Genomic DNA, 13960 nt, shown 5'->3' with positions numbered 1-13960 from the left:
AATGACAACTCTAATTTTAACCCTTGGACTTGTAGCTACTTTTGCAGAGGTTCTTGGTGGTTCAATAATAATTTTCACAAGGAGATGGCCCCAAAAATTTCAGGACTATATGCTTGCAATAAGCGCTGGATTTATAATAGCTCTTGTCCTGACACGATTGATACCCGAATCAATAAACTCAATCGGTGAATCGTCAGCAGTTTTAATAATGCTCGGATATGCAACGCTTCACCTTTTTGAGCACATATTTGCCCCACATTTTCACTTCGGCGAGGAAACACACACTGAACACATCGTTTCAAAACCAGCAAGCATTTCAATTTTCTTTGGGCTTTTCGTTCATGCCCTTTTTGATGGAATGGCAATATCAATCGGCTTTAAGTTCAACTATGTGATCGGTCTTCTACTCTTCATCGGGATTTTCCTTCACAAATTCCCGGAAGGTATGACCGTCGCATCAATATTATTCGCCTCAGGAAAAGGGACAAAAACATCTTTCTTGCTCGCTTCGCTTGTCGGATTCGCAACGTTTATCGGAACCCTGATAGGATTGTTGATCCCTGAAATAAGTTCAAAAATTATCGGTTTCTTATTCGCTTTTATATCTGGCATCGGACTTTATGTTGGGACAACAGATTTGATCCCAGAGATAAACAACTCAAAAACAAAATATGCTTCTCTTGTCGTCTTTCTTGGAATGCTGCTCTTCTACATGACAGCTGACTTCATACACAAATTAATACACTGAATATGAAGGGAGAAAAAGGGAAACTAAAAAAATTAAGCGACATAGAACTTGTAAAACAAGCACTCAACGGAAATGACTCTGCTTATACGGAACTGATGAATAGATACAAGAAAAAAGTTGAAATCATAGTATCACGGCTTGTAAAAAAAGAATTTGATGTTGAAGACCTTGTTCAGGAAATTTTCACCAAAGCATTTACTTCACTTTCAACTTTCAAATCTGAGTTCTCTTTTTCAACTTGGCTTTACAAGATTGCGACAAATCATTGTATTGACTATATCCGCAAAAGGAAAATATCAATATATTCCCTTGATGAGGAACTTGAACTTGAAGAAGACACAGTGCATCGTGAAATTCCCGACTGGAGCAAAACGCCTGACTACGAACTTTTACGAAAGGAAAAAAAAGAAATCATCCACCAAGCGATAAACTCCCTACCCGAACACTATAGGAAAGTGATTATACTGAGACATTTTGAAGATAAATCATACGAGGAAATAGCAAAGGAATTAAAATTACCGATTGGAACGGTCAAGGTCCATCTTTTCAGGGCTAGAGAATTGCTTTACAAGAATCTAAAGGACAAGTTAAAACATTATTGAAACGTCTTGTCTATCTTTTCGTATAATTTAACAGAAGTGAAAAACAAATTTACAATGCCAAAAATTGTTGCGATATAAATTCAAAATACTTTACTTCGCCCTCCTTACTCAACTTCTTTTATCCCAAACAAAATTTCACAAAGAGATACCCAGGAGCGATGAAAGGGAATTAAAGGTAAAGATTTTCGGAAGCGCCGGGACATTCTACATTTCCCCGGGCGAAAGGGATAAAATTGCAATAATTGACGGTCGCTCGGGAAAAGGGAAAACGATTGTTGATTTAAATTACTATGTTGAAGATGAAATCGGATATCTGGTATTTGAAACAAAAAAAGGGGTTTTAAAAAACACCGAAGATGAAAAGTGGTATATAAAACTATGCGATGATATCCCGACCTCGCTTGAAGTTGAATTCGGGGCAAGTTACGCAGTAATTGAATTGGGAGATATGAGTGTGAAAAATTTAAAAATTTCAACGGGCATAAGTAGTGCAAAGCTGAAGTTTACGCAACCTAACAAGATGATAATGCGAAAACTTGAGGTTGAAACCGGGATTTCAGAGTTTGAAATTGAAAATCTTGGAAATGCAAAGTTTAGAAAGTTCATCTTCTCCGGAGGTATGGGCTCGTTTGACATTGACCTCTCTGGTGAAATTTTAGATGAGGCGGATTTGAAATTATCCCTTGGGCTTGGCAATCTTAACATTCGCATCCCCAGAGATATCGGCGCAGTTATATCAACATCATCCGGGCTTTTCTCACCGAAAAAATTTGATGATTTTTATAAGCAAGACGGCTCATTCATAAGTTACAATTACAACGATGCAAAAAAGAAAATTAAACTTTTTATTGAGTCAGGGCTTGGCAGTATCAAAGTTAAATGGATTGATTGAGATGCATTAAAATTTTGTTTACGAAAACTTCAACCCTTTCAAAAACCTTTCCCTCATCAATATCTCTTCTCTTGAACTTATCAAATTCAACAACTTCAAAACCATTCGCTTTAAAAATTTTCAGCAACTTTTCAATGAAAGCATCCTCTTTAAAACCACCATAAGTTATGTAAAAAGCGACTTTGGGCTTCTTCGCATCCTTAAAGTTTGATTTCAAAAAATTAACAAATGATATAACCGGAGGGCAATTAAACGTCCACTTCGGAGTACCCAATACGATGATGTCATAAACACTGCTCAATTTAAATTTTTTCAATGGAAATGGAAGCTTCGGGAAAAATGAAAGCAAAAGCCAAAAAAGATATGGCAAGTTTAAAATCGGCTCAATTTTAAAGACATCAAATTCAATTTTAAATTTTGAAAAATTCTCACAAAGTGAATTTGCAACCTTTTCTGTTCGCCCCGTAAAAGAAAAGTAAGCAATAAGGATTTTCATTCAATTTAAAGCTTTTAATAACAATGTCGCAATAGTTAAATATGTCGCCGTGCTTAAAATATCTGTCCCAGTTGTAACAAGCGGTCCAACGGCTGTTGCGGGGTCTCTTTTCAACTTTATAAGAACAAAGGGTTCAATCGTCCCCATAACTGACGCGAAAGTCATTGAAGCGGTGCAACCTATAAAAACAGTTATCGGCAGTGTATATGAGTATTTAAAACCATAAACGAGTAAAGTTATCAAAGAAAGAATAAAACCATAAACTATTCCCATTATTGAACCAGCAAGAGTTTCCTTGACGAGGATTTTACTTAGATCCGACATCTTTATACTTCCAGTTGCAAGTCCACGAACACAAATCGTTGATGCCTGTGTTCCAACATTTCCACCCATTGCAGCTATTAATGGCATATATGACGCAAGAGCAATTATCTGTTGAAGAGTTGGTTCAAAATGTTTGACTATAAATGAGACTAAAATCTCACCGATATAGGTTAAAAGCAACCAAGGCATCCTTAACCGTGCCGACTTCAACGGGGAAAGCAGTGTTTCAATATCTTCAAGTTGTGTTCCCACCATCTTCGCCATATCTTCGGATGCCTCCTCATGTATCACGTCAATTATGTCGTCAACAGTAATTATTCCGAGAAGTTTTCTGTATCTATCAACTACAGGTATAACCATCAAATTATATTTTTTCATCACTCTTGCGACCTCTTCCTGGTCTGTATCAACATCAACGCTTATAACTTTCTCATCCATTATATCACTTATCCTTTTTCTTGGATCGGATAAAATCAAATCCTTTAACTGAACCACTCCAACTAAAACACCTTTTTCACTTGTCACATAAATTGAATAAATCGTCTCTTTATCCGGAGCTGTCGCCCTCAAAAAATCAATCGCCTCTCCAACCGTCATACCTTCAACAACTGAGGCATATTCAGTCGTCATCAAACCGCCAGCTGTCTCGGACGGATAAGATGTCAAAATCTCAACTTCCCTTCTCGCTTCTTCAGTCATCAAAGATTCATATTCCTGACTCTTCTCGGTCGTCAACTCCTCAAAAAGGTCAGCTCTTTCATCCGGGGACATCTCATTCAAGAGAAATGCCTTACTCTCGGCAGGCAAATGCTCAAGTATATAAATTTGATCATCCTCATCAAGCTCATCAAAAACATCAATCGCCTTCTCCCTGCGAACGAGATTAAATAGTTTAACCTTTTCGTCACCTTGAAGCTCAGATATTATCTCAGCGATATCAACGGGGTGTAAATCATCAAGTATATCCGCCAATTCCTCCGTTCTCCCCGCTTGTATCAACTCCCTTATATCCGGGATCAAAATTAACATTGTTTTCATCTTCAACTCCCCTTTACTTTTTCAAATTCATAGAATTTTATCTCCGGTATGAAATCAATCACGCCGTAGTAAAAAGCGTAGGTGAAAAATTCCTTCATCCCTGCTATCTCTTGCTCACCAAGTTCGTAAAACAGATTTTCAGTCAAATAACTTTTACAAAAATCAAAATCAACCCCATACCTTTGACTTGCTTCATAAGAAATGGTATCAATGTTCTGTATCCCATAATTTTTTGAATTTATCAAAGCAAGCACATCATCTTCACTTAAACTTTCTCTTCTCCCAACCCACAAAGCGTAAACAAAAGGCAACCCAGTGAGGTCATCCCATTCATCACCAAGGTCAAGATACGATGCGTAACCTGTGGGCTCAAAAAGTGCGTTGTCACCTATCAAAAGCGCAGCGTCTGCCTCCAAAAGCATATTCTCAAGGTTCGGCTTCATAGCGATGAACTTGGGTCGGACATCATACTTTTCTGAAAGTATCACCCTTGCAAGCACAACTGATGTCATAGAACTTATGTCAACAGCGACACTTTTAATATCTCTTAAATCTTTCCTAAAATAAAGCCGTATGCTTTTAACAGCTCCGCGCGAAGCAATACAAACTTCTGGAACTATACGATATTTGACCGAATACTTTGCATAATGAATTGATGGGACAAGTCCAGCGTTTATCTCCTTATTCAAAAGTTTTACCGCAATCTGCGACGGAATATCATACAAAAGTTCAAAACTGTGCGGAACTTTGTTCTCCTCAATCGCATAAATCAGCGGCTTTGCATTAAGAAAATCAACTACACCGAGCTTTTTTCCCATAGTTTTTCTTCCAATTAATTTTTCAAGGCAAATTTAAAGGCAAACTTACATTGATATTTCTGAAAAATTTTGAACCGAGCTTCAAATATCCAGAAAAAACATCTTTAACATCTTCACCCCTCATTAACCTTTCAACAAGCAAAATGTGAAGTCGCTCAAAATTATAACCCATCTTCTCCGAGAACTGAAAAAGTCGTTTGATTTTTCTATCCTGAACCTTGCCGTGCAAAATGAAATTGACCTCAATTTCCCCAAGTTCCGCATAAATTAAACCCCTTTTATCTCCCGTTTGAATGAAAATTTCTTTTGCTTTTGAAAATTTTTCTATAGCGCGATCAAAATCATTTTTTATCTTTGCAAGCGTTCCTTCGCCCCAAAGCGTATAAGCATAATTTATTCTGTCGCCTATTTTCTCATAATTTTTTGTCGCAAGATCAAAATATTTCTCAGCAAGGACAAAATCAAGAAACATCCTGCTTGCGTTCGCCAAACCACAATATGAATATGCAATTCCAAATTTATCTCTGAGGTCTCGCATAACAAGATTTGCCCTTGTATAAAAATCAAGTGAAAGTTCAAAATTTCCCATCATCCTTGAGACACCGCCAAGCCCACAAAGCGTATACCCGATGCCATTCATATCAGGGATACTTTCATAAATTGTAAGCGCTTTTTTAAATGATTTAAATGACTTTTTGAAGTATCCCATAAATCTAAATGTCCCGCCCAAAGCCCAATAGATATATGCTTGTCCTTCAATATCGTTTAGTTTTTTGTAGATTTTAAAAGCTTTTTTAAAACTTTCTATCGCATTTTCAAACTTACCAATCGTTCTTAAAGCCGTTCCCAATCCAGCCAATGCGTCCGCCTTAGCCCTTTCGTCAATTTTCTCAGCAATCCTCAAAGCCATCTTGTAATACTTTACAGCCAAAGCGAACTCACCAGCCAACCTCGCACAATGCCCCTCGTCCAAACGTATATAAAAAATTTCTTCACTATCAAGCGAATTTAAATCTAAAGATTCATCAACCTTTAAATAAACTTTCAAAGCGTCACCGAATTTGCTCTCTTTCTGCAAAAGTTTTGCTTGTTTGAGCAACTCCTTAACGCTCATCACTTTGCCTGAACCAATTTTTTAACAAGTAAAAGCAATTTCTTTTTCATTTCATCTTTAGAAAATTTCACCATTTGACCGTGACCGGGAAGAACCCACTCAAACTCAAAGTTTAGCAATTTTTCAATTGATTCAATTTGTTTTTCCCACGAATACCAACATACACTTTTTGACGCATAAAGCGATTTTGTCTCTCTATCCCACCAGAGATGATCACCCGTAAAGAGAAACTTATCCCTGTAAAGTAAAACACAATGACCTGAAGTATGCCCAGGCGTTGGAATGACAACAAAGTTTGCTTCAACCTCAACAGGCAAATCCCCTTCAATTAAAATTTCAGCTTTTTTGACAGCAATGCTATCCCGTTTATGAATGATTATCTTAGCCCCAAAATGTATTGCGAAACTTTCAGCATCAGCGACATCATCTCTGTGCGAAAGAAAAATATATTTTATCCCACCTAATTCCTCAAACCTTTTCAAAAGATGTGAAGAAAATCTCGGCGAATCTATGAGCCAATTCCCAGTGGAAGATTTTACAAAATAACTATTTGCCCCAAATGATTTAACAGAATTGAAACCGCAATAAAAAACTTCATCTTCAATGGGAATTGGAAAATCATCAATTATCTCTGAGACATTTAATTTATCTTTTGTCCCGATTGCTCCAACTGGACAGGATATCAAAGCGTAAATTGCTTTTTTCCTTATTATTTCATCTTTCGGTTGGGAATAAACATATGAGTAGCTCCCCGAGTTTGCGAAGACCTCAGGGGCTAACTGACGGCATGCGTCACAATCTATACAAGTTGAATCAACAAAAAATTCACCTTTGACATTTTCAGGTAAGATTTTTTTAACATCAGCCATGATTTAATATTCTGCGATGACATTGTAATAGGCGTCCCTTTCAACTGGGGTTCGCCCAGCGTCTTTTATCAATTTGATGATTTGATTTTTCGGTAGATATTGCGATGTATCAGCCCCAGCCATATGATAAATCCTTTCCTCCCTGACAGTTCCATCAAGATCGTCAACGCCAAAACTTTGTGAGACCTGCGCAACTTTCACACCCGTTGAAATCCAGAAACATTTTATATGAGGGAAATTATCAAGCATCAATCTCGCTACAGCAAAACTTTTAAGATTTTGCAAACCGGTTGTCCATTCACCAGCGTATTTATTATTTTTCGGATGATATGGCAAAGGTATGAATGTCAAAAAACCATTTGTTTCATCCTGAAGGTCACGTAACTTTATCAAGTGAACAACCCTTTCTTCAATCGTTTCCATATGACCGTATAGCATCGTTGCGTTTGTTTTTATCCCGATTTTATGTGCTGTTCTATGCACGGCAAGCCATTCTTCCGCCCCAATTTTATCCGGGAACAATTTCTCTCTGACCCTCTCGCTGAAAACCTCAGCCCCGCCTCCTGGCATTGTATCAAGCCCCGCTTCCTTTAACTCCAATAAAACCTCTTCATAACTTTTTCCAAACATCCTCGCAAAATAATCTATCTCCACCGCCGTGAACGCTTTTATATTTATCCGTGGATTAATCTCCTTTATACCTCGTATCATATCAACATAATATTCCCAAGGCAATTTCGGATCAAGCGAACCCACAATATGAACCTCAACTATATCATCTTTCAATGGTCTTATCTTATCAAAAATCTGCTCAAGTGTAAATCTATACGCTCCCGCCTGCCCTTCTTTTCTGTAAAAGGAACAAAACTTGCAGTCAAGCTCACAAATGTTTGAATAATTTATGATATGATTTTTAACAAAATAAGTCCTGTTGCCGTTAAACTTTTCGCGAACCATATTCGCTAGATATCCAAGCATGAGAACATCATCTGTCCGATACAACCTAACGCCATCTTCAAAACTTAACCTTTCACTCTCAATGACCTTTTCAAAAATATCGTAAAGTCCAGATTTTACTAATCTCTCCTCGTAGGGCTGATACAGCTCAACCTTCATTAAGAAATCCTTTTTAATTTCAAAATCATTCTGATGTCTTTTGTCTAACCTGTTTTGAACTCATCTCACGCAGATAATAAAGCTTAGCTCTTCTTACAGAACCGCGCTTTTTAACTTCAATCTTCGCAATTGAAGGGGAATGTAACGGGAATATCCTTTCAACACCTACTCCATCGCTTATTTTGCGAACCGTAAATGTTTCATTTAAACCGCTACCTCTTCTTGCGATAACTATCCCCTCAAATTCCTGAATCCTCTCCTTTTCCCCTTCCACTACTCTGACATGAACTGAAACAGTATCACCAGGTTTAAAGTCCGGTATGTCCGTTTTTAGATATTTTGACTCTACGAGTTTTACCTTATCCATTTTTACCATCTCCTTTAATTTTGTTTAACAAGTCCTTCCTTCTTTTCAATGTTTTTTCAAGTGCCTTTTCGTATCTCCATTTTCTAATTGCCTCGTGATTCCCGGAGAGCAAAACCTCCGGGACTTTCATGCCTCTATATTCAGCAGGTCTTGTATAATGTGGATGATCAAGTAATCCCGACTGAAAAGAGTCCGTCATTGCGGACTCAATGTCATTTAAAACTCCCGGTATAAGACGAATCGTCGCATCAATCACAACAAGAGCTGGAAGCTCACCACCAGTTAGAACATAGTCTCCAATTGAAACTTCCCTTGTCACAAGCGCCTCTCTAACCCTTTCATCAACTCCTTTATAATGCCCACAAAGAAGAATTATATTGTTAAGTTTTGAAAACTCATTTGCCATCTCCTGATTGAAAAGTTCACCATCTGGCGTCAAGAAAATTATCTCATCGTATTCCCTTTCACTTTTCAACTTCTCAATGCACTCAAAGATCGGCTCTGGCTTCAAAATCATCCCAGCACCACCGCCATAAGGATGATCGTCAATTTGCCTGTACTTGCCTATCCCATAATCATGCAAATCGTGGACATAAATCTCAACGATTCCTTTCTCCCTAGCCCTTTTAATTATGCTTGAGTTTAAAGGACTTTCAAAAATCTGTGGAACTGCAGTTATAATGTCAATCCTCATACCAAATCACCTCCTCACTCAATTAACCCTTCCATCGGTTCAATTATAACGACCTTTTTCTCAAGGTCAATCTTTTTAACAACATCGGCTATGGCTGGGATTAAAATCTCCTTCCCTTTTGATTCAACGACATAAACATCATTTGCTGGAAGAAGCCAAACATCAGCTATAATCCCTATTTTCCTTCCATTTGTATCAAAAACCTTCAACCCGATCAAATCATGGACATAAAAAGAACCTTCGGGAAGAGGCATTAACTCTTCTTCGGGAATATAAATAAATTTTCCAGAGAACGATTCAGCGCTTGTTCTATCATTTACGCCTTTAAATTTCAATATGATGTCTTCATCCCTTAAAAAAGCTCCAACAACCAAATGTTCATCAACCTCAACAGGATTATCTCCTACATAAACTCGCCTTAATTTCTTAAATCTTTCAATGAAATCAGTTATCGGTTTTACACATACTTGCCCTTTAAGACCATAAGGTCTCAAAATTTTCCCAATTATACACAGATCTCCCATAACTATTTTTTCACGGGTCAGACCTGGGTTTAACATAAGGCATCTTAAACAACTCCTTCGGCGGATGCTTCCAGATGCGAATGAAATACTTAATCCCACCGCGTGTTAACCCTGTCTCATCAAATATATCAAAGCCGAACCTACCTTTTAAATATGGTCTCACTTCTTTTCTCAGCTTTTCAATCTCTTTTTGATATTTCATCATCTCGTCAATCATTTTCTTGATCTCCACACTGTCAATATAAACATATTCTCTCCATCTTAACAGATCTGGAAGCACGGTTTTAACGGTGTCCTTCTCTGCGAAATTCAAACCGAGAAAGACAAAGATGGCAAAAACTTCGCCAAACATGGCTTTACTTACTGTAAAATTTCAAGAACTGCTCTTTTCCCTTCCTTCGCAGCGACGGCGCTTAACAAAACACGCATAGCGTTTGCGGTTCGCCCTCTCCTTCCGATAACTTTTCCGACATCACCTTGCCCAACCTGTAATCTAAAAATCACCCGATCACTTCTGTCTTCCATCGTTATCCTGACATCCTCCGGTTTGTCCACAAGATGCTTAGCGATAAATTCAAGGAATTCACGCATTTTTTCAGCCCTCCGTACTGTTTCAGTTTATTTTATGGAGGGCGACATCACCAAGAAATTAACTTTCCTGAGATGCCACCTCTCCTTTTTCAGAACTCTCTTGTCCGCCTTCTTTCTGTTTCTTTCTCAACTTTCTCCTCAGCTTCTTCTCTCTTTCTCTCTTTTCACGGTCAACCTGAAGTTGAAGCCATTTCTCATACTCAGCCTGTATAAACGCCTCATCCTTACCTTGCTTCATCAGTGACCACTTTAACCAAATCCCTTTTCTTCTTAAAAGTGCTTTGACAGTATCCGTCGGAATAGCTCCCCTTTTAAGCCAGTGAATCACCCTATCCTCTTTAACCTCAATTTGCATCGGATCTGGTATTGGGTTATACCAACCAACCGCTTCAATATACTTGCCGTCTCGTGGCTCACGAGAATCCGCAACAACTATCCTATAAAATGGCTGCTTCTTCTTGCCGAACCTTTGAAGTCTAATCTTAACAGCCAAGTCCCTTCCTTAACTTTGTTTTTAAAATGAAATTTTAAGCCCTTTGAATTTACCACGATTTAACTGCTTAAGGAGTTTTTGCATTTCCTCAAATTGTCTCAACAATCTATTCACATCTTGAACAGTAGTCCCACTACCCATTGCTATTCTCCTCTTCCTACTTGCATTTATAATCTGTGGCTTACGCCTTTCCTCAGGTGTCATTGAATTGATTATCGCCTCAATCTTGATCAACTCTTTCTCATCAATATCAACGCTTCTCAAACTGCTTCCCAAGCCCGGGATCATACTTAAAATCTCCTTCAAAGGACCCATCTTCCTTATCTCTCGTATTTGCTCCCTGAAGTCCTCAAGTGTAAATTGGTTTTTCTTTAATTTCTCCTCAAGTTTTTTCGCCTTTTCCTCGTCAACTTGCTTTTGTGCTTTTTCAACGAGGGTTATTATATCTCCCATTCCAAGAATTCTTGACGCCATCCTGTCGGGGTAAAACGGCTCAATCGCATCAAGTTTTTCCCCAACGCTGACAAATTTTATTGGCTTTCCCGTTACTGCTTTTATTGAAAGTGCAGCACCACCTCTCGCATCACCATCAAGCTTTGTCAAAACAACACCATCAAAATTTAATCTATCATTAAACTCTTTTGCGACATTAACCGCTTCCTGACCTGTCATAGCATCAACAACGAAAAGAATTTCATTCGGCTTAATTGCATCTTTGACCAATTCAACCTCCCTCATCATCTCCTCGTCAATGTGCATTCTCCCAGCGGTGTCAACAATTACAACATCTCTATAATTTTTCTTTGCAAATTCTATCCCATTTTTTGCAATTTTAACCGCATCAAATTCCGAATCCATAGCAAAAACCGGAACTTGTATCTGCTCCCCAAGTTGTTTTAACTGCTCAACAGCAGCGGGACGATGAACATCCCCTGCTACAAGAAGAGGATGCCTCCCTTTATGTTTAAGATGATAAGCAAGTTTTGCACAAAAAGTCGTTTTACCCGAACCTTGCAATCCAACTATCATAATCACAGTTGGTGGAACAGGTGAAAATTTTATATCCGCACGAGTTGAACCCATCAAAGAAACAAGCTCATCGTAGATTATCTTTATCAACATCTGCCCAGGCGTTATGCTCTTTAAAACCTCTTGACCTATCGCCTTCTGTTGAACTCTGTCAGTAAAATCCTTCACAACCTTATAATTGACATCTGCCTCAAGAAGGACACGCCTTATATCTCTCATCGTCTCAGATATATTCGCCTCGGTGATGCGCGCCTGCCCACGAATCTTTTTAAAAAGCAATTCAAATTTTTGTGTTATCTCCTCAAACATCCCGAAATCGTATTGTTTTATAATGCTTTGCAAATTTACAAAAAATCAATCTCTTTTGCAATTTTACCCTTTCCCTGGGGAATACCTTATAACTTCCACTTTTTCAAGCGTTATGAGTGCACCACCCCCGGATTTCTCAATCAATCTTTCTATTTCAGGTATAATTGACAAAATTTTCTCTTCACTATCAACTATTTCTATTACAATTGGCAAATCCGCACTCAGGTCAAGCAAACTTAACTTATGGATTACACTCCCAGCACCATACCCCTCTATCCCCCTGATAACCGTCGCACCAGCAATCCCAAGCTCCCTTATCCTTTTAACTATGACCTCAAATAAAGGTTTACCCTCGTATCTGTCATCCTCACCGATGAAAATTCTCAAAAGCTTCCCAGTGCTTTCCACCCTCATCTTTGGAAAATCTATTTTGTTATTAATTTCGCTATAACTCCACCGACATATGTCCCTGCAAGACAATTTAAAACTGTGTAAACAATGTTCGCAATCGCAGGAAGCAGTGTGCCTTGTTTTATCAGCTCAACGGTCTCATACGAAAAACCTGAAAATGTTGTAAAGCCACCCAACAAACCAATCGCTATAAAAGCCCTCCAATTTGAAGAAATGACGAAACCATTTTCAACCAATCCCATAAAAAATCCTATCAAAAACGAACCTAAAACATTCACAACTAATGTGCCGTAAGGGAAATCTGTCCCAAGCAATTTGTAAAAAAATGTTGATATTACATATCTTAACGCCGAACCGATAAATCCTCCCAATCCAGCAAGCAGAACCTTTATCATTATCTACTTGGATTTTGTTCTCAAAAATTCAAACTTCATCCCAACGAATTTCCACATCCTTTTTACCTGAAAAATACTCCACCACAAATCTCCATGATTTCGCCTCATATTTATTAATTGACTCACGCTTGTGGTAGTCATGCTTATCTATAAAACTTGTAAGTGCCTTCAAAATTCCCTCAAGCTTCTCTATTTGCATCTTCAAAAAGAAATCAAACTCATCTAATGCATTAAACCTTAAACAATTCTCCAACAACATAACAAAATGTCCCCTACATAAAATTACAGCATCTCGCCCGTATAACTCTCTAAATTCTCTTTCATTTGAACGAGCACGGAAATCATCAATGTATAAACTTTCAGTCACCCTTTCTTGAAAACAAGCCGGACATTCGCCAATTGGCTTGAAGTTATCAACAAATTTATTTTTCCCAAAAAACCTCTTAACGGAAAATTTCTTTCGGGAATAAACATCTTTCCACAAGTCCTTCAATCTACCAATTTCCTCAGATGTTATGGTCTCATACAGAATAGCCATTTTAAGTCCGTCATCATTTAGGCGTTCGCGAATTTTTACAGCCATATAAGCATGTCTTTGACAAAATCCAAGGGACTTGTGCAACTTTCCTCTCAAACCCACATCAAGAACATATTCATAAAGCAAACTCTCAAGATAATGTTCGGTGGAAGTTTTGATAATTGAACATATCGGGCAACCTTCTGTGTTAAGCGCCTTTTCGATTTTTATCCATAAAATATCTCTTGTATTTCCTTCCTGCATAATCAAATTGTTACTTGTTTTTAAATAAAAAAACTCCTACTTCCAGCCCTTGTCGGACCAAAAGTAGGAGTCATCAGTTCCGAATCCTCCGGAACGGTTTAGAGCGGACTCCATCGCTCATTGGAAATTTAAGCAAAATAAAAATTTTTTCCAAGACCTTTATCCATCTACCTTCCCTGAAAAAGAATTGCGAGGTTGTGTGAAAATTCAAAAATTCTGGATAAAAGCTTAAGATTTTTTAAAATTTCAAGAAAAAAGGTGAGGGGTGATGTTTTTTCACCACAACTCAATCTTATAGAAAGATTTGAAGTGATAAACATCACAATTTTCAATTTTCCCCTTGAAAAAC

General features: G+C 38.0%; 19 protein-coding genes and 1 riboswitch. Of the genes, 3 read left to right on the top strand and 16 right to left on the bottom strand.

What is annotated here, in order from left to right; translation table 11 throughout:
* Position 1 precedes the first annotated feature (1 nt).
* The 3 genes from FKZ43_RS09740 to FKZ43_RS09730 all read left to right on the top strand — a co-directional run bounded on the left by FKZ43_RS09740 (position 2) and on the right by FKZ43_RS09730 (position 2242).
* Positions 2-748: a ZIP family metal transporter gene (locus FKZ43_RS09740; protein ID WP_219916523.1), complete on the top strand. Its 747-nt coding sequence runs from the start codon at positions 2-4 to the stop codon at positions 746-748.
* A 2-nt stretch (positions 749-750) separates the two neighbouring features.
* Positions 751-1350, top strand: coding sequence for an RNA polymerase sigma factor (locus FKZ43_RS09735; protein WP_140945701.1), 600 nt, complete (start codon positions 751-753; stop codon positions 1348-1350).
* Positions 1351-1417: 67 nt separating this feature from the next.
* Positions 1418-2242: a toast rack family protein gene (locus tag FKZ43_RS09730; RefSeq protein ID WP_140945700.1), complete on the top strand. Its 825-nt coding sequence runs from the start codon at positions 1418-1420 to the stop codon at positions 2240-2242.
* On the opposite strand, the gene FKZ43_RS09725 is transcribed toward FKZ43_RS09730, so the two are convergent.
* From FKZ43_RS09725 to FKZ43_RS09650, 16 genes are all read right to left on the bottom strand, one after another.
* Positions 2226-2738 carry a flavodoxin family protein gene (locus tag FKZ43_RS09725; RefSeq protein WP_140945699.1) on the bottom strand — a complete coding sequence of 171 codons (513 nt, stop codon included), beginning with the start codon at positions 2736-2738 and terminating at the stop codon, positions 2226-2228. The genes FKZ43_RS09730 and FKZ43_RS09725 overlap by 17 nt on opposite strands.
* On the bottom strand, positions 2739-4100 hold the full coding sequence (gene mgtE / locus FKZ43_RS09720) for a magnesium transporter (RefSeq protein ID WP_140945698.1): 1362 nt from the start codon (positions 4098-4100) through the stop codon (positions 2739-2741).
* Between the two features lie 2 nt (positions 4101-4102).
* A complete protein-coding gene (locus tag FKZ43_RS09715; RefSeq protein WP_140945697.1) occupies positions 4103-4918 on the bottom strand; it encodes a menaquinone biosynthetic enzyme MqnA/MqnD family protein in 816 nt (271 codons plus the stop codon).
* 22 nt (positions 4919-4940) lie between these two features.
* Positions 4941-6032, bottom strand: coding sequence for a tetratricopeptide repeat protein (locus FKZ43_RS09710; RefSeq protein ID WP_140945696.1), 1092 nt, complete (start codon positions 6030-6032; stop codon positions 4941-4943).
* Complete coding sequence (locus tag FKZ43_RS09705) at positions 6032-6901, bottom strand: MBL fold metallo-hydrolase (protein ID WP_140945695.1); 870 nt, start codon at positions 6899-6901, stop codon at positions 6032-6034. Before FKZ43_RS09705 ends, FKZ43_RS09710 begins: the two co-directional genes overlap by 1 nt.
* A gap of 3 nt (positions 6902-6904) precedes the next feature.
* Positions 6905-8017 (bottom strand): aminofutalosine synthase MqnE, encoded by a 1113-nt coding sequence (mqnE, locus tag FKZ43_RS09700; protein WP_140945694.1) that lies wholly within the window; start codon positions 8015-8017, stop codon positions 6905-6907.
* 25 nt (positions 8018-8042) lie between these two features.
* Positions 8043-8384 carry a 50S ribosomal protein L19 gene (gene rplS, locus FKZ43_RS09695; RefSeq protein ID WP_140945693.1) on the bottom strand — a complete coding sequence of 114 codons (342 nt, stop codon included), beginning with the start codon at positions 8382-8384 and terminating at the stop codon, positions 8043-8045.
* Entirely contained in the window at positions 8377-9078 is a 702-nt protein-coding gene (gene trmD, locus FKZ43_RS09690; RefSeq protein ID WP_140945692.1) for a tRNA (guanosine(37)-N1)-methyltransferase TrmD, read from the bottom strand. Before trmD ends, rplS begins: the two co-directional genes overlap by 8 nt.
* Before the next feature lie 14 nt (positions 9079-9092).
* A complete protein-coding gene (gene rimM, locus FKZ43_RS09685) occupies positions 9093-9638 on the bottom strand; it encodes a ribosome maturation factor RimM (protein ID WP_140945691.1) in 546 nt (181 codons plus the stop codon).
* Positions 9613-9954 carry a hypothetical protein gene (locus FKZ43_RS09680; RefSeq protein WP_140945690.1) on the bottom strand — a complete coding sequence of 114 codons (342 nt, stop codon included), beginning with the start codon at positions 9952-9954 and terminating at the stop codon, positions 9613-9615. Before FKZ43_RS09680 ends, rimM begins: the two co-directional genes overlap by 26 nt.
* An 8-nt stretch (positions 9955-9962) precedes the next feature.
* A complete protein-coding gene (locus tag FKZ43_RS09675) occupies positions 9963-10193 on the bottom strand; it encodes a KH domain-containing protein (RefSeq protein ID WP_140945689.1) in 231 nt (76 codons plus the stop codon).
* A 58-nt stretch (positions 10194-10251) separates the two neighbouring features.
* Positions 10252-10686, bottom strand: a complete 435-nt coding sequence (rpsP, locus tag FKZ43_RS09670) for a 30S ribosomal protein S16 (RefSeq protein ID WP_140945688.1) — start codon at positions 10684-10686, stop codon at positions 10252-10254.
* Positions 10687-10707: 21 nt separating this feature from the next.
* Positions 10708-12024, bottom strand: a complete 1317-nt coding sequence (gene ffh, locus FKZ43_RS09665) for a signal recognition particle protein (protein ID WP_140945687.1) — start codon at positions 12022-12024, stop codon at positions 10708-10710.
* 63 nt (positions 12025-12087) lie between these two features.
* Complete coding sequence (locus tag FKZ43_RS09660) at positions 12088-12438, bottom strand: DUF190 domain-containing protein (protein WP_140945686.1); 351 nt, start codon at positions 12436-12438, stop codon at positions 12088-12090.
* 11 nt (positions 12439-12449) lie between these two features.
* Positions 12450-12830 (bottom strand): fluoride efflux transporter CrcB, encoded by a 381-nt coding sequence (gene crcB / locus FKZ43_RS09655; protein WP_140945685.1) that lies wholly within the window; start codon positions 12828-12830, stop codon positions 12450-12452.
* Between the two features lie 28 nt (positions 12831-12858).
* Positions 12859-13611, bottom strand: coding sequence for a DUF6062 family protein (locus FKZ43_RS09650; protein WP_140945684.1), 753 nt, complete (start codon positions 13609-13611; stop codon positions 12859-12861).
* Positions 13612-13668: 57 nt separating this feature from the next.
* A riboswitch (Fluoride riboswitch) is annotated at positions 13669-13738 on the bottom strand.
* Between the last annotated feature and the right edge of the window lie 222 nt (positions 13739-13960).

The sequence above is a fragment of the Candidatus Thermokryptus mobilis genome, from assembly GCF_900070205.1.
Lineage (GTDB): Bacteria > Bacteroidota > Ignavibacteria > Kryptoniales > Kryptoniaceae > Kryptonium > Kryptonium mobile.
Note: the sequence above shows the minus strand (reverse complement) of the source record. Positions and strands in the feature narration are given on the sequence as shown.